17 protein-coding genes are annotated in these 18823 nt (G+C 39.3%); 4 read left to right on the plus strand and 13 right to left on the minus strand.

What is annotated here, in order from left to right; translation table 11 throughout:
• Window positions 1-11: 11 nt before the first annotated feature.
• The 6 genes from ESB04_RS03905 to ESB04_RS03930 all read right to left on the minus strand — a co-directional run bounded on the left by ESB04_RS03905 (window position 12) and on the right by ESB04_RS03930 (window position 7897).
• A complete protein-coding gene (locus ESB04_RS03905) occupies window positions 12-3044 on the minus strand; it encodes a SusC/RagA family TonB-linked outer membrane protein (RefSeq protein WP_129026414.1) in 3033 nt (1010 codons plus the stop codon).
• Between the two features lie 141 nt (window positions 3045-3185).
• A complete protein-coding gene (locus ESB04_RS03910) occupies window positions 3186-3860 on the minus strand; it encodes an HAD family hydrolase (RefSeq protein ID WP_129026415.1) in 675 nt (224 codons plus the stop codon).
• The gene (locus ESB04_RS03915) at window positions 3835-4596 is read right to left on the minus strand and encodes an MBL fold metallo-hydrolase (protein WP_129026666.1); all 762 of its coding nucleotides are present in this window, start codon (window positions 4594-4596) and stop codon (window positions 3835-3837) included. Before ESB04_RS03915 ends, ESB04_RS03910 begins: the two co-directional genes overlap by 26 nt.
• A 13-nt stretch (window positions 4597-4609) precedes the next feature.
• Window positions 4610-4978, minus strand: a complete 369-nt coding sequence (locus ESB04_RS03920; RefSeq protein ID WP_129026416.1) for a response regulator — start codon at window positions 4976-4978, stop codon at window positions 4610-4612.
• A gap of 138 nt (window positions 4979-5116) precedes the next feature.
• Window positions 5117-5623, minus strand: coding sequence for a DUF2911 domain-containing protein (locus ESB04_RS03925; RefSeq protein WP_129026417.1), 507 nt, complete (start codon window positions 5621-5623; stop codon window positions 5117-5119).
• 24 nt (window positions 5624-5647) lie between these two features.
• The gene (locus tag ESB04_RS03930) at window positions 5648-7897 is read right to left on the minus strand and encodes a DUF5916 domain-containing protein (protein ID WP_129026418.1); all 2250 of its coding nucleotides are present in this window, start codon (window positions 7895-7897) and stop codon (window positions 5648-5650) included.
• Window positions 7898-8078: 181 nt separating this feature from the next.
• Between ESB04_RS03930 and ESB04_RS03935 the strand changes: the two genes are divergently transcribed.
• Together ESB04_RS03935 and ESB04_RS03940 are read left to right on the plus strand one after the other, a co-directional pair.
• Window positions 8079-8795, plus strand: a complete 717-nt coding sequence (locus ESB04_RS03935) for a YebC/PmpR family DNA-binding transcriptional regulator (protein ID WP_129026419.1) — start codon at window positions 8079-8081, stop codon at window positions 8793-8795.
• Window positions 8758-9714 carry a hypothetical protein gene (locus ESB04_RS03940; RefSeq protein ID WP_129026420.1) on the plus strand — a complete coding sequence of 319 codons (957 nt, stop codon included), beginning with the start codon at window positions 8758-8760 and terminating at the stop codon, window positions 9712-9714. Before ESB04_RS03935 ends, ESB04_RS03940 begins: the two co-directional genes overlap by 38 nt.
• Window positions 9715-9731: 17 nt before the next feature.
• On the opposite strand, the gene ESB04_RS03945 is transcribed toward ESB04_RS03940, so the two are convergent.
• The 7 genes from ESB04_RS03945 to ESB04_RS03975 are packed head-to-tail and all read right to left on the minus strand — an operon-like array spanning window position 9732 to window position 16968.
• Window positions 9732-10478: an NUDIX hydrolase gene (locus ESB04_RS03945; RefSeq protein ID WP_129026421.1), complete on the minus strand. Its 747-nt coding sequence runs from the start codon at window positions 10476-10478 to the stop codon at window positions 9732-9734.
• 11 nt (window positions 10479-10489) lie between these two features.
• Window positions 10490-11149, minus strand: coding sequence for a GDSL-type esterase/lipase family protein (locus ESB04_RS03950; protein ID WP_129026422.1), 660 nt, complete (start codon window positions 11147-11149; stop codon window positions 10490-10492).
• Between the two features lie 2 nt (window positions 11150-11151).
• Window positions 11152-12144: a Gfo/Idh/MocA family protein gene (locus tag ESB04_RS03955; protein WP_129026423.1), complete on the minus strand. Its 993-nt coding sequence runs from the start codon at window positions 12142-12144 to the stop codon at window positions 11152-11154.
• An 8-nt stretch (window positions 12145-12152) separates the two neighbouring features.
• The gene (locus ESB04_RS03960) at window positions 12153-13235 is read right to left on the minus strand and encodes an aminotransferase class V-fold PLP-dependent enzyme (protein ID WP_129026667.1); all 1083 of its coding nucleotides are present in this window, start codon (window positions 13233-13235) and stop codon (window positions 12153-12155) included.
• Between the two features lie 8 nt (window positions 13236-13243).
• The gene (gene serA / locus ESB04_RS03965; protein ID WP_129026424.1) at window positions 13244-15154 is read right to left on the minus strand and encodes a phosphoglycerate dehydrogenase; all 1911 of its coding nucleotides are present in this window, start codon (window positions 15152-15154) and stop codon (window positions 13244-13246) included.
• Entirely contained in the window at window positions 15147-16139 is a 993-nt protein-coding gene (locus tag ESB04_RS03970; RefSeq protein ID WP_129026425.1) for a YheT family hydrolase, read from the minus strand. The genes serA and ESB04_RS03970 overlap by 8 nt, the downstream gene beginning before the upstream one ends.
• Before the next feature lie 4 nt (window positions 16140-16143).
• Entirely contained in the window at window positions 16144-16968 is an 825-nt protein-coding gene (locus ESB04_RS03975; RefSeq protein WP_129026426.1) for an SDR family oxidoreductase, read from the minus strand.
• A 104-nt stretch (window positions 16969-17072) separates the two neighbouring features.
• Between ESB04_RS03975 and hemA the strand changes: the two genes are divergently transcribed.
• Both hemA and ESB04_RS03985 read left to right on the plus strand, forming a co-directional pair.
• Entirely contained in the window at window positions 17073-18359 is a 1287-nt protein-coding gene (hemA, locus tag ESB04_RS03980) for a glutamyl-tRNA reductase (RefSeq protein WP_129026427.1), read from the plus strand.
• Window positions 18360-18367: 8 nt separating this feature from the next.
• Complete coding sequence (locus ESB04_RS03985; RefSeq protein ID WP_129026428.1) at window positions 18368-18823, plus strand: regulatory protein RecX; 456 nt, start codon at window positions 18368-18370, stop codon at window positions 18821-18823.

An 18823-nucleotide genomic window follows, 5' to 3' on the forward strand; every position in this document is an offset into this window, starting at 1 on the left:
ATCTCTACTAATTAAAAAGTGATGTCTAAACCTACATTAACTGTTCTTGTCTGCGGGTAAGAATAGGCAGAAAATAGACCTTGAACGGTTCCACCAGTACTTTCTGCTTGACCAAAACCAACCTCTGGATCTCCCTTAAATTCAGGTGCCCAGTATAACCAATTTTGTGCTTGTGCATACACACGTACCGACTGCATCTTGGCTTTCTTTACCCAATTGCTCGGTAAATTGTAAGCTACAGTTACGTTTCGTAAACGGATGTAATCTCCTTTTTGTAAAAAGCGATCAGAAGAGAATGATTGATACAATTTACGTGGATCAGGTAATACATTCACATCTCCTGCTTTTTTCCAATAATTCAAGGCGTCTACCGCCTGATTTTGGTAAACATTCTCTCCATCTGAAGTCAAGTCCTGCCATCTGTAGTTCAATACGTAGTGACCTCCTTGGTATACAGCATCCGCAGATAATGTCACGCCTTTATAAGTTACCGAGGTAGCTAAACCTCCGAAATACTTAATTTGACGAGATTTTCCACTTAAAATAACAGCATCGCCTGCACTCCAAGTTTCTGTATTTGAGCCATTTTTATCTAAATAAATAGGAGCACCTGTTTCCTTATTTACCCCAACATATCGATTCAAATAATAAACGTCAATAGGTTCTCCAATTTTCAATTTAGACACACCACCTGAACGGTTTAAATTGTCTTCCGTTAGCTCCAACACCTTGTTGTTGTTGTTGGTAAAGTTGGCCGAAATATCCCAATACAAATCCTTGGTTTGAATAATCTTGTAATTTAAGGTCAATTCAATACCCGAGTTTTCTACGGCTCCTACATTTTCCGTACGACTGGAGAAACCAGTAGTGGAAGACACCGGACGATCAAACAATAAGTTGGAAGTTTTTCTTTGATAATAATCCACCGTACCTGTCAACTTATTTTTCAATAAAGCAAAATCAATACCTACGTTAGCAGAAGCTGATTTCTCCCAAGTTAAACTTGGATTAGGCAATTGAGAAGGGAAAGTCGCCGATGAAGTTCCGTAACTAGAATAACGGTACAATCCTAAAGAAGTATAATTTCCGATTCGGTCATTACCTGAAGTACCATAAGAACCTCTTAATTTCAATTGATTTACGAAGGTCAAATCTTCCATGAAAGATTCTTTAGTAAGTTCCCAACCAGCACTCACTGAACCGAATAATCCGTAACGGTTATCCACACCAAAACGAGATGAACCATCACGACGGATAGAAGCATCTAAGAAATACTTTTGGTTAAAATCATAACCCACACGTCCAAATAAAGAGAATAAAGCCCAATCCGTCTTAGCTGATGTAGCCGAAACAGGAGTTGAGGCATTGTCTTGTGTACTTACTTTTCCGTTAGGGAATCCTTTCGTACTGAAGGAGAAAGAGCGGTAGTTGTCATTCGTATATTCCACACCTACCAAAGCACGAATGTTGTGTTTATCAGCAATCGTGTTGTTGTAATTGATGGTGTTGGAGAATACGTAATTGAAAGACTGATAACCATTATCTGTTTTAGAACCACGAGCTGCAGGGTCACCTACGTATTGGTCTAAAACTGAATTTGGCTTAACATAACTTTCACGGTAGTAGTCTACCCAAGTAACACCCGCTTGTGATCTAAACTCAAAATTTTTGATAGGAGTTAAAGATAAATAAGCACTCGATAAACCCGTATTGGTAGTTAATGACTCTGGGTTGTTCTCTAAAGCTTCCGAAATTGGGAAACCTTGATGTGTTAAGTTGAAAGATCCATCTGCTAAGCGCTCTGGCTCGTATGGATTATATGCATAAATTGCAAAAGCTGGATTTTGTGCATTATAACGGTCACGAACTTCATTGGTCTTAATATTGGAGAAGTTGATATTCGTTCCAATTTTCGCCCAATTATTAGGTTTAAACTCCACATTAACACGACCTTGTTTTCTCCACAAATCAGATGCTAATTTGAAGATACCCTCATTAATTTGATTCTCTAAGGACACATTGTAGGTAAATACATCGCTAGCCCCACTTACCCCCAAACGAGTAATCTGATTCATTCCTTTACGTAATAAAGTATTGAACCAATCGGTCTTTTTGGATTCCAAGCTAGCCCAAACTTTGTCTAAATCAGCTTGAGAAGCACTAGCTGGACTTGTGATACCTGCGGCATCTACGTATTCATTGGCATAATCCAAGTCACGCTCGTATTCCAACTTCTGACGCATGTTCATCATTTGAAAGTTATCCGGAGTCTTTTCGTTAATACCATAGGAAGTGGAAAGGGTTACTTTAGCGTTTCCCTTCTTTCCTTTTTTGGTAGTTACTAAAATAACACCATTCGCTCCACGAGAACCATAAATGGCTGCTGAAGAAGCATCTTTCAAAACTGAAATATCTTCAATGTCATTTGGGTTCAATGAACTTAATACGTTAACACTTCCAATGGATCCCTCACTATTGGCAGTGGGTACTCCATCCACTACGATCAATGGTTGAGCACCTGCTGTTAGAGTACCTTCTCCACGAATGCGGATAAAGGCTGGCGCACCTGGACGACCATTTTGAGCAGTCACTTGAACCCCAGCTGCTTTACCTTGCAACAAGTTCTCGAAACTAGTCACTGGCTTATTTTCTAAAGCCTTGGAACTAACGTTTACTTGAGCTCCGGTTAAATTTTGTTTTTTGGCAGTACCGTAACCGATTACGACCACTTCTTCTAAACTAGAGGCCTCAGGCACTAAAGAGACATCGATGACAGTTTTGTTGCCCACTGACACTTCTTGTTTGGCAAATCCCACAAAAGTGAAGGATAAAACGGCATTTTTTCCAGGAACTGATAAACGGTAGCTACCGTCACTTCCTGTTGTGATTCCACGTGAACTTCCTTTGATGGAGACACTCACACCTGGCAAGGCCGACCCATCTTCCGAAGAACTCACCTTTCCAGAAATCACTTGGTCTTGAGCAAGCACTGGAACTATCCAGAGCAGCATCATTCCAAGGCTGAATAATAATTTTCTTTTCATAAGGGAATGTTTTTGATGAAATAATTAGATTAATTAAGGAACAATAAGTAAGAACCCTTTAATAGCTTAAAGGTTTTGAAAATTAGGAAATATCTTATTTATACCAAAGAAAATTTAGATCAATCTAAATATCTCGTACAATTATTTGGCATGAATCAAGTCAAATAAATCTACAAAATGGGGTACCTGAATCTGCGTATGAGATAGTTCTGCCGCGGTATGGGAGGTGGTCATCCCTACCACTTGCATTCCTGCCGATAAGCCGGCTTGAACGCCTTGTAATGAATCTTCTACCACCCAACATTGAGCAGGATCTACTCCCAAAATTTGAGCAGCTTTTAAATATATTTCAGGATCTGGTTTTCCTTTTTTTACTTCGCCTCCACCCACAATGGCCTTAAAAAATGAACGAATCCCTAATCCATCTACGATGAAATCAATATTTCCTTTGCCTGCAGAAGTGGCCAAAGCACAAGGAATACCCTCCTTTTGTAAAGTTTCTAAAAAAGTCACCAAACCTGGTGCAGCTTTTCGATGGTCTGCGTAAAAATTGCGGTAAATAAGTTCTTTTTTCTCTTCCAAATGGGCTACTTCTTCGGCAGACATTTCTCTCTGATAAAACCACTCAAAAGTATCTTTCGAATTCATCCCATTAAGCTCTTTGTAAAATATCTCACGAGTTAATGGAATTCCATGCTGTTCACAAAACAATAACCAAGCATCTACATGGTAGGGTAAATTATCCACCACTACACCATCCATATCCAACAAAACAGCAGCAATAGGCATATTATATCGTAATTTGTAAACCATCATAGGCTAAAAAAACATGCTTCGGAAGTTCTTTTTGCACCTCCGCATGAAGTCCCATTTGATGGCTAATATGAGTAATGTAGGCTTTCTCAGGCTGCACTTTCTCAATCACCTCTAAGGCTTCATCAAGAGTGAAATGAGAAATATGTGAAGTCTTCTTGAGTGCATTGATGACTAGGACCTTGGAGCCTTTTACCTTCTCCAATTCCTCATCTGCAATGAAATTAGCGTCAGTGATATAGGTGAAATCCCCAAAGCGAAAACCTAATACATCCAGAAAATAATGTCGAACTAAAATGGGCTGAATAAGCACCCCTTGAATTTCAAAAGGTTTATTGGTAATCGGCACTGTCTCTATCTCTGGTACACCTGGATATTTATTTTCACCAAAAGCATAGGCAAATTCCCTTTTCAATTGCTCAATGACATTTATCTGTGCATAGAGTGGAATACTGGATTTTTGGGCATAATTAAAGCCCCGTAAATCATCCATTCCGGCCGTATGGTCTTTGTGCTCGTGAGTATAAATCACAGCATCTACATGCTTGATACCAGCACGCAACATCTGCTGTCGGAAATCTGGACCCGTGTCAATGATAAAACTCTTGCCCTGGGTTTGAATGTGCAAAGAAACTCTCAAACGTTGGTCATGATGGTCTGATGATGTACAAACTTCACATGAACAAGCTATCATAGGAATACCTTGTGAGGTTCCCGTACCCAAAAATTCGACCGAGATCGGCGACATGCCGTTATTCTGTTAATGCTTTAACTTGAGATACAAGCGCATCAAAATTTAATGGCTTAGCTAAGAAATCATCAAAACCTGCCTCTTTAAAATCTTCCATGCTGTAATTTCTAGCATTACCTGTGATAGCAATCATCGGGATTTTTGCCTTATTGGCATCAGATAAGGCTCGTACTGCTCTAGCACATTCCATACCATCCATCACTGGCATATTGATATCTAAAAGAATGATATCGAAATCAGCTTTGGCTAATTCGTCCAAGACCTGCTGTCCGTTCTTCACCGCATGAATTTCAAAATTTTGAAACTCTAATATTTTCCTGGCTAAATTCTGAATGACCGAACTATCCTCTGCAATCAATACTTTTTTCATAAGACAATCTTGTTAAAATGGCTTAGGTTCTTATACCCATAATGAGGTAAAAATAACCAAAGCATTGAGTAATTCAAATGAAATTATGACATAAAAAAAGGCGGACCTGTTGAGCCCGCCTTTTTTTTGACATTTTACCTATTTCACGTAAAATGAAACGGATGTTTTGTCCCAGTCTAACGTTACTTGGCCGGTTTCAGAAATACCTATAGTAAACTGCTCAGTCTTAGCATGTTCACTTGGCTTAGCCGTAACTCGTAAGGCATCTTCCTCTGCCTTATAGGTATAAGCACCCCACATTTTAGACACTTTATTAAAAATTATAGTCCACTCAGTTGGGCCAGGGATTGTCAACAAAGAATAAACACCTTTGGCTAATGGTTTTCCCTGTACCAGAACATCATTGGAAAATTCAATGGTGGTAGCTTCATTTGCCCCAGTTCTCCAAACCTCGCCGTAAGGAACCAAAGCCTTTTGTTCTTTTGTACCAAAAACCAAACGTCCTTTTACCGAAGGTTTGGCATATTTAATCATCACTTGAGTCTTTCCGACCTTTTGTGATGCTACTGCCGGTGGAGAAGCAGGTGTTTGTGCTAATGCACCAAAACTCAAAATACAGGAGAGAAGAATAAGTAATTTTTTCATGGATGATGTTTGTTAATTTTTGAACTACAAATTAAGCCAATAATTCAACTTTAATACTATTGATCGATTTCTAATATGAAAATTCTCTGGTAAATAATTGTCTGTGTACACCAAAAACAAATCAGAGGCTGGCTTATATCGCCATTGTAGGCGCGCATTCAGGTTCATATTTTTGGTTTGTTGATTTAACTGAAAGAAGGTTGTAAAAAATAATTTATTGGTAAAAGTGATATCAACCTTCGGACGAATAATCCAAAACTCGGAGGCCGAAATGATTTTTCTTGTGGTACCATCTACTTGTGTTACAGGGACTTCTACATCCCCAATATTATTGTAGTCAACTGCCATGGAAATTCCCACATGAGGTTGGAAACGGTATCCCAATTCACTGGTAATACCGGTTCTATAACCATTACCATAATATCCACCAAAACGAGAGGTAATGGAATAAGTAAATAATTTAATCGGAGAAGAAATATATCCAAAACCTACTGAGCGCCATGTATGCTCTGAACCTTTTTTCTCAGGAATATTTCCCATTCGGGTAGGATCAAAATCATAGAGCAATTTCACGTAATCATAGCCATGGAAAGCCGAAAAGCTAGACTGATCCTTCATTTTTCCTTCCAAGGCGATGTAGGTGGTATTATCAGTTAAACCTCCAGAATTGTTCCAGAAGCTTAGACTATTCAAACGAACCTGAGCATAGAACAATTGACTGGTCTTACTTTTAGGGTAAAAGATTTTACCAATTTCCGGATTGATGTTGGTATAATTCACACGAGGAACATATCCTACTTCTGGATTGTAGTTGTCCCCCACCCACTGATGCTTCCAGGTGAAAATCCAGTGATTATCCTTGTAGGCTAAGGAAGCCGCATGAGCAAAATTATTGGCTTTGGCATCTGGGCTAATCGACTGATAATAGAAAATTTTTCCAGTCCAGAAGTTATTTGCCGAGGCTAAATTGTATTCAACCCCTATGTTTCTATTGTACTCAGCAAAGCCATTTTGGCGTTGTAATTCCGTGTCAATGAAAGACTGTTTGTTAATCATGAACACACCTACATTGGAACGAGCAAATAGCTTTCTTTGCAGCGCCACCATGGAATAGTTTTGTGTTGGAACACCCTTATCATCAATACGTTGCGACTGCACATTCAACAATCCAATTCGCCAATCATTGGTCAATTTTCCACTTACCCTGGCCCCATAAGTAATGGGTGTCTGCTCATAAATCCCTGTCCGAGCATTCAAGGCCAATCCGATTCGACGAGAGAAAAATGGACGGATGGTCTCCGTTCCAAAACCATCAAATAAATCGGAATTCTCGATGAAAAATTGACGCTTCTCTGGATAAAATAATTCAAAACGGTCCAAATTGGTCTGTTGACGGTCCACATCTACCTGCGAAAAATCAGGATTAATGGTTAAGTCCATGTTTAAACTGGAACTTAGCGCCACCTTAACATCACCTCCTATTTGTTTTCTAAAGTTTGTTGGATCTTTGGTTTCATAATTGCTTGTCACCCCTGACAACACATAAGGAATCACAGAAATGTTTTGTTTTGGTGCTGGTGGCGGAGTTTCCCATAATAACACCCCAGAATAAGCTAATGAAGCCGTTGGAAATTGTCGCGGAACGGGTGCCCATGCCGATTTTTCTTTGGCCTGTAAATCCAATCGACTGAAATTAATGCCCCACCGAGTAGAGTTATTTTTATATCGAATAGATTTAAATGGAATGGCCGCTTCCCATATCCAAGATTCTTTATTGTAAGACGTTGAAGACTCCCATTTATTATCCCAATTTAAATTTACCTTAGCCCCCTCAGACATTTGTCCGTCCCATTGGGCACCAGCCGCATTAGCTCCAAATGAAAAGCCGGTAGTTTTATCATCAAAGGTGTCAATGAATACCAAAAAATTATCATTGATTCCAAAACTAAAATCACGTTTTAAGGATTCCACCACATAGCGAGATTGATCCTTTAAAAAACACTCCGCCGAAATGTATAAATATTTATCGTCATAGGTCATTCGTACGTCTGTCCGTACATTGGAACATATAGTGTCTGTAGGATTACACATCATAAAGTCACTCACCTTTGATGCTTCCATCCAAGCCTCCTCATCCAGCTTCCCATCCATTTTAAGAGGACCTTTGCTTGGCTTTATAAGCATTTGAAAATTTTCATTCCTTTTTGCTGTTTGAGCTACAGAGTAAAAAGATGTACCAAGAAAAATAAAGATTAACAGGAGAATTCGATTCATATGTACGTAGTTCTGTATCAGAAGAAACTGCAATTTAGCCAAATTAAACCGAAGGCTAAGTAGGTATTGTGGGGCATCTATAGGAATTGAAAGAAATAATTCGACAGATTTTTCAAGTGGAAAGACAAAAATCCTTTTGCATGTTTTATTTTTGCAGCCAATATCAATTATCGCACGAATTATGGGAAGAGCTTTTGAATTTAGAAAGGCAAGAAAGTTTAAGCGTTGGGGGCAAATGGCCAAAACGTTTACAAAAATTGGGAAAGACATTGTCATCGCGGTGAAAGCCGGTGGACCAGATCCTACGGGTAACTCCCGACTGAGGGCCATCATTCAAAATGCCAAGGCTGTAAACATGCCAAAAGATAATGTGGAGCGTGCCATCAAAAGAGCTGTTTCTAAAGACCAAGAGGATTACAAAGAGATTGTATATGAGGGATATGCGCAGCATGGAATAGCTATTTTGGTTGAGACTACTACCGACAACATCAACCGCACGGTAGCCAATATACGCTCTTCTTTCACTAAATGTGGCGGTAGCTTGGGGACTCAAGGGATGTTGGACTTTATTTTTTCTCGTAAATCTGTATTCAAAATTGCCGCTAAACCTGATATTGATTTAGAAGAGTTGGAATTCGAATTAATTGATTTGGGTGGAGAAGAAGTATTTCTAGATACAGAAACCAATCAGATTAATATTTACGGAGAATTCACTGCCTTTGGTGCCATTCAAAAGTTTCTAGAAGAAAAAGGCTATGAATTATTGGGCGCTGACTTTGAGCGTATTCCCAATGAAACCAAAGAACTAACGGATGAACAAGCCGCCGATGTGGAAAAATTAATTGAACGATTAGAAGAAGATGATGACGTTCAAAATGTTTACCACAATATGGGCTAAAAATACCCATAAAAAGCACCTCATCGCAGGTGCTTTTTATTTTATATTCAGCCTACTTGCTGTAGGTCAAATTCCTACATTCAGGTTTCAATCCATAGGAGGCACACCCGCCCATTCACTACCTTATTTTCAAAAATACATAGGAAAACAAGCCTCCACTGCCGACTTTGATTTGCAAATGCAAGTGAAGGAATTTGAGTTCAAATCAAAGGATTTGTTTCAATTCCATGCGGATATCTTTGTAGTCCGAGATACCATTTCTGGCCCTCAACTACTATATAGTTACAAAAGCCAATTCAAAACCCAAGGCTATAAAAGTAAAGCAGAACATGGGGAGGAAATGGCCAAACTCAGTTCTCAAAGCCTATCTGAAAGATTTAATGCTTGGTGGAAAAATAATTGGGATAGAGATCCTAAACTCATTCAAGAAGTAAGGGTAGATTTTCTACCTGACTATTTACCCCAAAAAGCAGAAGAAGATACTTTATTCTATGGACAAAAAACCTTAGACTGGGGTGACTTCAAATCCAAGTCATACCCAGGCTCCAGATTTGCCGCTCAAATATTCAGCAATTTTGAATACCATGCCTTTCCCAAAATAGAAAAAGGGATCCTTTATTTGCCCATACAAGTAAAAGTGTATATGCTCCGATCGCATTCATGGAAAAAGGAAAACCTCCCAGATAGAGCCCTAGAGCATGAACTAACTCACTTTAAAATAACTCATCAAGCTGCGCAGCAATTCAAAGATCAAATTAAACGCATGAAACTAAGACCATTGTGGTATGATAGCGAGCTTCAATGGTGGTTTTTAGATGCCTATCGCTGGATGAATAATACACAAAAAACCTATGATACAGAAACAGGACATGGTATTCATCCGGTGGAACAAGAAAAATGGAACGATAAATTTAGATAATTAGATGTGTATCTAAATTATATATTAATTTGCGATAAATAGACCTTGGCTTTTTTCGCATCAAATCGATACTCATAAGGCGCCTTATGGGCTCCCCCCAAAAAGCGTTTTTCTAGTCGCACCAAAATATCCATGCTCAAAATCTTACGCTGAAAATTAGTTCGAACTAATTTCTTACCTAAAATGGTCTCGTAAACTTGTTGTAATTCAGACATAGTAAAAGTCTCTCCCAAAAGATTAAATGCCAAAAGCTTTTGATCTAGTGACCAGCGTAATCTTTCCAAAGCCTTCTCAACAATTGCGCTATGATCTAAAAACATATTTGGGATGTCGTTAATATCGTTCCAAGAAAACTGGTCTGACATTTGATCCAAATTCACCTTCACTTTAGAGAAGTCAACCAAAGCATAATAACCTACTGACACATAACGCTCTGAAAGAAATGAGGTATCGATACGGGATTCTCCTATCTGTGCCTGAATCTTTTCATGCTGCTGAATGGCATCTACATTTCTTTTAACATCACCGAAAGTATAAAACTGCTCTAGGTATATGTCCTTCAATCCAGTCCGTTCAAATAATACCCGACTAGCTGCCTGATCAATATCCTCATTAGCCTTTACAAATCCACCTGAAAGGGACCAAACATCTGTATTTTTGAATTTCAACAAAAGTACTTTCAATTGATTTTCGTGGAAACCGAAAATCACACAGTCCACTGAAATATGAGGTAGCCAATTCACTCCCGAATAATTATTCGCCATATACGTCAATTTTAAGGATGCTTTTGAATGAACTCATGTATTTGTTTGACAAAAATCTGATAACCTTTCTCGTTCAGATGCAAACGATCCGCTACAAAAATATCGTCCATCAAAGAACCATCAGGTCGAAAAAATGGACTCTGCATATCAATAAAATAGCGCCCTTTTTCCTTAGCTACAATTTGTTGAATTCGAGCATTCAAGTCTCTTTGCTTATCTAACATATTCAATCGAGCTAAACTAGGTCTTGCTGCGATAAATACCAATTGGGTTTTAGGCAGTTTACTTTTAAGCCGTTTCGAAAATTCTACAAATTCTTGAGCAATGAATTCTGGACTTTGACCTTTAGCTAAATCATTATCGCCCTCGTACATGAAGACCCAAGATGGCTGATATTTAAGTACCATACGGTCAAAATAGTACAAAGCCTCCTCCAAGGTAGAGCCTCCAAAACCACGATTGATGGATGGATAAGCAGCCATATCTTGGTCAAAGCTTTTCCACAATCTAAAACTAGAACTCCCGAAAAATAGTCGAAGGTTTTTTGCGGGCATAGCCAAAGAATCTTTCGATTCATAAGCCCTGATTTCTTTTTCAAATTTGTCGATTTGTGCCAATAAGCTTGTACTTACAGAAAGTAGCAAGCCCAATAGTAATAGGTTTTTTTTCATACTTATTCATTAGGATAGACTAAGCCTATCTGTTTTCTAATTTCATCTAAAAGGCCCATAAGCTCCTGACTAAACTGATGCGTCATCCATTGGTTTTCTTTTCTTCCCGCTCTTAAATCCGCCTGCACCGCTTCTGCTTCATAGGAATAACCCCAGCCCTTACGCTCACAGGTAATTTCCTCTTCTTCTCCACTTTCTAAAGTAAGGGTTATAGCAAAGGTTTCATGAAAACGTGAATGCATAAAAATTTTACCCTGACTACCATAGATAGTACATGTAGTATCTGTCTGGGCCGCTAATGTAGAGAATAAACTGGCGGTAGCACCGCTCTCATAACTAGTTGCAATGGAACAGTTCATATCCACTCCCGTAGGAGCCATGGTAGCGGTAGCTACCAACGTTTTAGGCTGCCCTAGTAACAATTTAGAAATGAACAATGGGTAAATACCAATATCCATCAAAGAACCTCCTGTCAGAACGGGGTTGAATAAACGACTCTCCACATCATATACGGCTTTAAACCCGAAGTCGGCCGTTATATGCCTTATTTGACCAATTTTACCTGAATCAATGATAGCCAATACCGTAGCCACCGAGGGATGAAAACGAGTCCATAGAGCCTCCATTAAAAATAGATTCTTTTCCCTGGCTTTCTGAATCATTTCAGACACCTGCCTAGCATTTACCGCAAAGGCTTTCTCACATAAAACAGGTATACCTGCCTCTAAACATAATAAAGTATGTGCATGGTGCAGTCCATGAGGAGAAGCTACATAAACCACATCTATCAATCCACTAGCAAGCATTTCTTCATAAGACCCAAAAGCCTTAGAGCCAGGGTAATGAGAGGCAAATTCCTCTGCTCGATTAATGTCTCGAGAGGAAACGGCTGTCAACTGGGCATCAGGCACATAGGCCAAATCATCGGCAAATTTGCGAGCAATTTTTCCACAGGCTAGTATGCCCCAACGGATTGGATTTCCTGAATGACTCATTTGTTTAATTAAATAGTGTTCAAGGTATGTATCAATGTCTCTACCTGTTCCAAAGAAACGGCAGGGAAATTAGCAATTCTAATTTGAGTTTCCTTCATTTTTCCATATCCAGATCCAACTACCATTCCTGAAGACTCTTTAACTTTATTAATCACAGCTCCAGCCGCTTCATGGCAATTTAACACTACTACCGTAGCTGAGCGGTGTAACTCATTTTCAACAAATGCCTCAAATCGATCTGATTTCTTAGCGAAATCGTACAAGGCTTTTGCTTTTTTATCTGTCTCTTTTCGAATTTGTTCTACCCCTATTCGATTAAAATCTTCCGCCACTTTTCCTAGGACATAAATACCCATCACATTGGGTGTCTCAGGTGTTTCAAACTTCTTGTAATTTTCCCAAAGGCTTGGTAAAGAATGATAGGTTCCTATCACTCCTTCATGCTTCTTCATTCGCTCAGCCTTCTCCAGCATGGACTCGTTGGCTATCCAAACTCCTAAACCTGCTGGCATACCAAAGGCCTTTTGAACAGAAAAAAACGCAGTATCCACCACTGTAAAATCTAAATTAGTGTAGGGTGCTGAAGAAACCATATCCACCGCCATAAATTTCGACTTATTGGCTCTTTTTAGTTTATGAATTTCCTGAGGACGCATTTGTACGCCCGAACTTGTTTCATTGGCCGTTGCGCAAATTAATTCCGCATATTCTGGAACACTAACATCCGATGCATCGAAGCCCTCCCCAAAAGGTTTATGTGCCGCATGGGCATATTTGTGAAGCTCTTGAGCAAAATCAAAAAACTTTTTAGAAAATGAACCATTCACCAAATGAAAACATTCATGCTCCACCGTATTCATGATGATGCGTTCCCATATTTCCGTGGCAGAACCCGTAAATAAAATGGCATTATTCTGTTTGGGAAGATTAAACAGCTGCCTTAATTGCTCATCGGCATGTTGATAAATTTTCCTAAACTGAGCCGAACGATGCGAAATAGAACCAATAGACAAGCGGAAAGCTTCCTGATAATGCTGTTGAACAGTAGGATAAAGTGCCGCTGGGCCAGGGGTAAAAAATACAGGCTGCATCATAAATATTAATAAAGCATTCTAAACTTAATGGTATTATCAATGAGTTTCAATTCATTTACTATTTCCTCAGAGTATTCTTTGGCAACATCCGTGATCACATAACCTGTTCGCTCCGTAGTTTTCAAATATTGCCCAATGATATTAACCTGATACTTGGCAAATACATTATTGATTTGTGCCAAAATACCCGGGACATTGTGGTGAATATGCAATAATCGGTGAGCATTTTCCAAGGGAGGCAATTGCAATTCAGGAAAATTCACAGAACCATAAGTACTTCCATTATTCATGAATTGCAATAATTTCGCAGGTACAAATTCGCCGATATTAGCTTGCGCCTCTTCCGTAGAACCACCAATATGCGGTGTTAAAATAACATTGGGTAAGCCTCTCAGCTCACTAATAAACTCTTCATCGTTTGTTTTAGGCTCATACGGAAATACGTCAACCGCCGCACCCCATACTTTGCCTGATTTTATGGCCTCCACCAAGGCGGATATTTCTACCACGTGTCCTCTGGAAAGATTTAGGAAGATCACATTCTCCTTCATCCAAGAAAATTCCTGTTTCCCAATGATATTGGTATTTACTTTTCTTCCGTCCACATGCAAACTCACAAAATCAGCCAGGCTCAACAATTCCTTCATGCTGCTGCATTTCTTGGCATTACCCAGTGCCAGTTTATCCACCGTATCATAAAAATACACTTCCATTCCCAATGCCTCGGCAATCACCGAAATCTGCGTTCCAATATTTCCGTAACCCACTAATCCCAATTTCTTTCCACGAATTTCATAGGAGTTGGTCGCAGACTTATCCCAAACGCCTGCATGCATGCGATTGGATTTTTCAAAAATATTGCGGGTTAACATGACCATCAAACCAATGGATAATTCTACTACGGAACGCGTATTCGAGTAGGGCGCATTGAATACGGCAATACCACGGTTTTCACATTCTGCCAAGTCTATTTGATTCGTACCTATACAAAAAGCTCCCACACACATCAATCTAGCGGCATTAGGATGCTCTAAAACCTTTTTCGTTAAATTGGTCTTGGAGCGTAATCCCAAAATAGAAACGTCTTTGATTTTCTCGATCAATTCGGCTTCATCCAATGCCCCCTTCAATAACTCCACCTGAAAACCTTCTTTTTTAAATGCTTGTACGGCGTGCGGGTGGACATTTTCTAACAATAAAACCTTAATTCTAGATTTAGGATAAGACTGAGCCCGGCTCAATCCATTGATAAATAAAAACTCATCCAAGGAAGGTACCACATGGTCCGCCTTCTCTACCACCACTTTTCGAGAAACGTTCTCCGTAAATGCAAAAAACTTATTGGCCAATCCCGCTTCTCGCAATTCATAATCGGTATAGCCATCACCAATGACGTACACTTCCCCTTCTAAATTCAAGGATTGCAATAAACTTACTTTACCACGATCTTTCGATAATAAATTATCATGATCGTAGCCTGTAATATTTCCCTCTGCATCATAATTAAATGTATTGGCAAAAACGTTTTCCGCAGGTATGCCTAATTCCTGCACTACAGGAACAATGAAATCTTTGAAGCCGCTGGAAACAATGAGAATTTGCTCGGCATACTCTTGAAAAAACTCCCTATTTCTTTTGAAAGAATCAGAAATTTTCCCCTTTAAAAACTGGATTAATTGTTCTACATGACCACGATTGGCCGATAAAAGAGCCACACGATCACGTAATGAATCTGCGAACGAATAAGATCCCGTCATCCCTTTTTCTGTAATTTCCCGAATCTTAGCTACAATTTCTTGCTGCTTCGGGTTTCCCTGCAAGGCGATATTCGCCAGCTCGTCCAGCCCTTCAACCTTAGTAAAAGTGCTATCAAAATCAATCACAATGTGCAATGGCTCCAATTGTTTATTAGACATAATTAATCGTTTCTTTATTCAAAAACCAATTCATTGCCTGCTGTTCCGACCACAAGGTTCCTTGATAATTCACAGGATAAAATCCACAATGACCCCCTTGCTCTGGTAATTCCAAAAAGACATGTTCCCACTTGGAAGCCATATCTGCAGGTAAGCATTCTGGCGAAAGAAAAGGGTCATTTTGTGCATTTACCACCAAGGTTGGCACCTGGATTTTACTTAAAAAATACAGCGAACTATTTTGTTCATAATAGTCTTCTGCATCCTTAAAACCATGCCATGGACCCGTAATTACATCATCAAACTCCTTCAATGTTTTAATTTTTCGCAAAATAGCCGGATCCACAGCTCCCGGAAATTTGGCAGCTTTGGCTTGGGCTTTGGCTAGAAGAGTTTGTAAAAAGCGATGAGTGTAGAGTCCATTTTCCAGTCGAGCCAACTTTCGGCTACTACTTGAAAGGTGCAAAGGTACAGAAAATGCCACAGCTTTTCGAATCAAATTGGGATGATTTTGTCCCTTTTCACCTAGCCATTTTAAGGTTAGATTTCCTCCCAAACTAAATCCTGCCAAATAGAGCTCTTTCGCTCCCTGCTTTACGCAGGCTTGTATCACCTCTTCCAGGTCATCAGTAGCCCCACTATGATAAGATCTTAATTGTGTATTTAGCTCGCCAGAACAAGATCTGAAATTCCAAGCCAAGACATGGAATCCTTTTTCCCGCATGGTTTTTGTTAGCCCCAACACATATTGCGCCTGACTGCTCCCTTCTAAACCATGAGAAATAATCAACAAGGGCTTTTCTGATAAAGGCCCATCTACATACCAATCCAAATCCACAAAATCGCCATCACTCAAAATTAATCTTTCCCTCTGTGCACTCAGGTACTGTACCTTTCTAAAAAGAGAAGGAAAAATACTCTGACTATGTCCCTCAGGCAACCAAAATGGAGCTTGATACGAGTTTTCTGGATTAATTAATGGCACTGGATTAAATGAAAAAGTCTGGAATTAATTCATGATCACCTAAGGCAGGGTTGACCTTGTATACATCGAAATCAGTATAATTAGCTGCTTTTAACACCTCTTCATCAATAAAAAATTGACCTGTGGTCGTCTTATGATCCTGCTTAAAAATCTCATATGCGGCATCAGCCATGATACTCGGCTTTCTAGCCTTATCGAGCATGTCAGCATTTCCTACGGCAAATTCTATAGCGGCCGTAGCAATAATAGTCTTAGGCCAAAGTGAATTAAAGGCTACTTTATTTTTAAATTCTGCGGCCATCCCCAATGTACAAAGCGACATTCCAAATTTAGCCATGGAATACGCAACGTGATTTTCAAACCAACGAGCTTCTATGTTGAGCGGGGGAGAAAGTGTTAGCACATGAGGGTTTTCAGCCTTTAACAAATGAGGCAAGCAGGCTTTCGATGTCAAAAAAGTTCCTCTAGCATTCACTTGATGCATCAAATCATATTTTTTCATGTCAGTCCACAAGGTCCCAGTCAATGAAATAGCCGAAGCATTATTAACCAAAATATCAATGCCACCAAAGGTTTCCACGGCCTTTTCTACCGCCTCAAAAACATGATTTTCATCACGAATATCCAGTACCAAAGGCAATGCACGGCCTCCGATTCGTTCGATTTCCTCGGCAGCGGAGAAAACTGTACCCGGTAATTTAGGATGAGGTGTTGCCGTTTTTGCGGCTATAACCACGTTTGCACCCAATGAAGCCATCTTTTTGGCAATTTCAAATCCAATTCCACGGGAAGCTCCCGTAATAAAAACCGTCTTGTTGCTGAAGTTCATTTTGTCTTATTTAAACTTTGTCTAATTTACTATTTTCTTGTTAAGACAGTACATAAAATAAATTTTGGTTTGTACTTTTGTTAATTATTTTTCAAAACCACCGAATGTCAATTCCGTTTAAGTCTATCAGTATTTCTCATCGTTCTGCGCCACTCACCATCCGTGAGCAAGTAGCCTTAAGTGAGGAGGAAAGTAGAGCCTTTGCTATTAAATGTAAAGATCTTTTTGGATTACAAGAAATGTTGGTTGTGTCTACCTGCAACCGAACAGAGGTGTACTATAATACTCCTGAGGATATTTCTCAGGATTTGGTGAAAAGTTTGTTGATTGAAAAAGGGATACACCAAACAAAGGAATATACGCCCTATTTTCACCATGAAAATGATGCAGAAGCTTCGCTACGTCACTTATTTGAGGTGGCTACAGGTTTACAATCTAAGGTAGTGGGGGATTTGCAAATCCCTAACCAAATTAAAAAAGCTTATCAGCAATCGGCTGATTTAAATTTGGCTGGCCCTTATTTGCACCGTTTAATGCATACCATTTTTTATGCCAATAAGCGGGTTGCACAGGAGACTTCTTTCCGTGATGGGGCGGCCTCCGTTTCTTATGCTACAGTAGCTCTAGCGGAGGAGTTATCCCAGGCCATTGCCCAACCCAAAGTATTGATTTTAGGACTAGGGGAAATCGGTTTAGATGTTTGCAAAAACATGGAGGACAAAGATTTCGCTGAAATCACCGTCATGAATCGTACCTTGGAGAAGGCTGAAAAAATAGCCCAAGGAAAGCCATTTAGAGTAGCTCCCATTGAGGATTTATGGAAAGAAATTGACCAAGCGGATATCATCATTTCCTCAGTTAGAAATCAAGATCCTATCATCACTCAAGCTGAGCTTAAAAAATTGTCTATTTTGACCTTTAAATACTTCATTGACTTATCAGTACCTAGAAGTATTGAAGAAGGCATTGAAAAGATTTCAGGTGTTTTATTATATAATATCGACTCGCTGAAAGAAAGAGCTGATGAAGCTTTGCGCGTGCGTATCGCCTCCATTCCAGATGTCAAGAGGATCATTGAAGAATCAGTACTTAGTTTCAATGATTGGTCCAAAGAAATGGAAGTATCTCCTACCATTCATAAATTAAAGAATGCATTGGAGCAAATCCGTAAGGAGGAGATCAACCGTCACTTGAAAGGATTAAACCCTCAGGAGGCTGAAAAAATAGAAAAAATCACGGCTAGTTTAGTTCAAAAAATCATCAAACAACCTATCATACATTTAAAAGCGGCTTGTAAAAGAGGCGAATCCGATTCTATGGTAGATGCTTTGAATGATTTGTTCAACCTAGAAGCCTACGAGGAGCAAGATTCCAACGCTCCTGTTCAATAAATATTTCCATGGATGCTGAAGTATTGAAAAAACTGGCCCGCTACTGCGCCTACCAGGAACGCTGTGTTTGGGAAGTTCAAGTAAAACTGGAAAGCTTATCTGTTTCTGAGAATGAACAATCAGATTACTTTCTTTGGCTAGAAGACAATAATTACTTGAATCAAGAACGCTTTGCCAAACTTTTTGTCCGATCAAAATTCAACCAAAAATCATGGGGAAGAAATAAAATCAAGTTTGAGTTGAAGAGATTACAAGTATCAGATTCTCTCATTCATTTGGCCTTAAAAGAACTACATGAACTGCCCTATGACTCCGTTCTGAAGAAGCTAATATTTGACAAATTCGAACAGCAAAAGGAAAATAATTCCTGGCTAAAAAAGCAAAAATGCTTTCAATATGCGCTTAGAAAAGGATTTGAGGCAGATATTGTTTCTTCATTTATTCAGGAACTTCCTACCGAATAA

The organism is Aquirufa rosea (assembly GCF_004118285.1).
Classification (GTDB): domain Bacteria; phylum Bacteroidota; class Bacteroidia; order Cytophagales; family Spirosomataceae; genus Aquirufa; species Aquirufa rosea.

Bases quoted from the DNA above. Each gene is read 5' to 3' on its own strand.
- serA (WP_129026424.1), bottom strand. From the start codon at position 15,154: ATGTCTAATAAACAATTGGAGCCATTGCACATTGTGATTGATTTTGAT.
- ESB04_RS03950 (WP_129026422.1), bottom strand. From the start codon at position 11,149: ATGAAAAAAAACCTATTACTATTGGGCTTGCTACTTTCTGTAAGTACA.
- ESB04_RS03935 (WP_129026419.1), top strand. From the start codon at position 8,079: ATGGGAAGAGCTTTTGAATTTAGAAAGGCAAGAAAGTTTAAGCGTTGG.
- ESB04_RS03975 (WP_129026426.1), bottom strand. From the start codon at position 16,968: ATGAACTTCAGCAACAAGACGGTTTTTATTACGGGAGCTTCCCGTGGA.
- ESB04_RS03925 (WP_129026417.1), bottom strand. From the start codon at position 5,623: ATGAAAAAATTACTTATTCTTCTCTCCTGTATTTTGAGTTTTGGTGCA.
- ESB04_RS03945 (WP_129026421.1), bottom strand. From the start codon at position 10,478: ATGGCGAATAATTATTCGGGAGTGAATTGGCTACCTCATATTTCAGTG.
- hemA (WP_129026427.1), top strand. From the start codon at position 17,073: ATGTCAATTCCGTTTAAGTCTATCAGTATTTCTCATCGTTCTGCGCCA.
- ESB04_RS03930 (WP_129026418.1), bottom strand. From the start codon at position 7,897: ATGAATCGAATTCTCCTGTTAATCTTTATTTTTCTTGGTACATCTTTT.
- ESB04_RS03910 (WP_129026415.1), bottom strand. From the start codon at position 3,860: ATGATGGTTTACAAATTACGATATAATATGCCTATTGCTGCTGTTTTG.
- ESB04_RS03985 (WP_129026428.1), top strand. From the start codon at position 18,368: ATGGATGCTGAAGTATTGAAAAAACTGGCCCGCTACTGCGCCTACCAG.
- ESB04_RS03955 (WP_129026423.1), bottom strand. From the start codon at position 12,144: ATGAGTCATTCAGGAAATCCAATCCGTTGGGGCATACTAGCCTGTGGA.
- ESB04_RS03905 (WP_129026414.1), bottom strand. From the start codon at position 3,044: ATGAAAAGAAAATTATTATTCAGCCTTGGAATGATGCTGCTCTGGATA.
- ESB04_RS03940 (WP_129026420.1), top strand. From the start codon at position 8,758: ATGATGACGTTCAAAATGTTTACCACAATATGGGCTAAAAATACCCAT.
- ESB04_RS03920 (WP_129026416.1), bottom strand. From the start codon at position 4,978: ATGAAAAAAGTATTGATTGCAGAGGATAGTTCGGTCATTCAGAATTTA.
- ESB04_RS03960 (WP_129026667.1), bottom strand. From the start codon at position 13,235: ATGCAGCCTGTATTTTTTACCCCTGGCCCAGCGGCACTTTATCCTACT.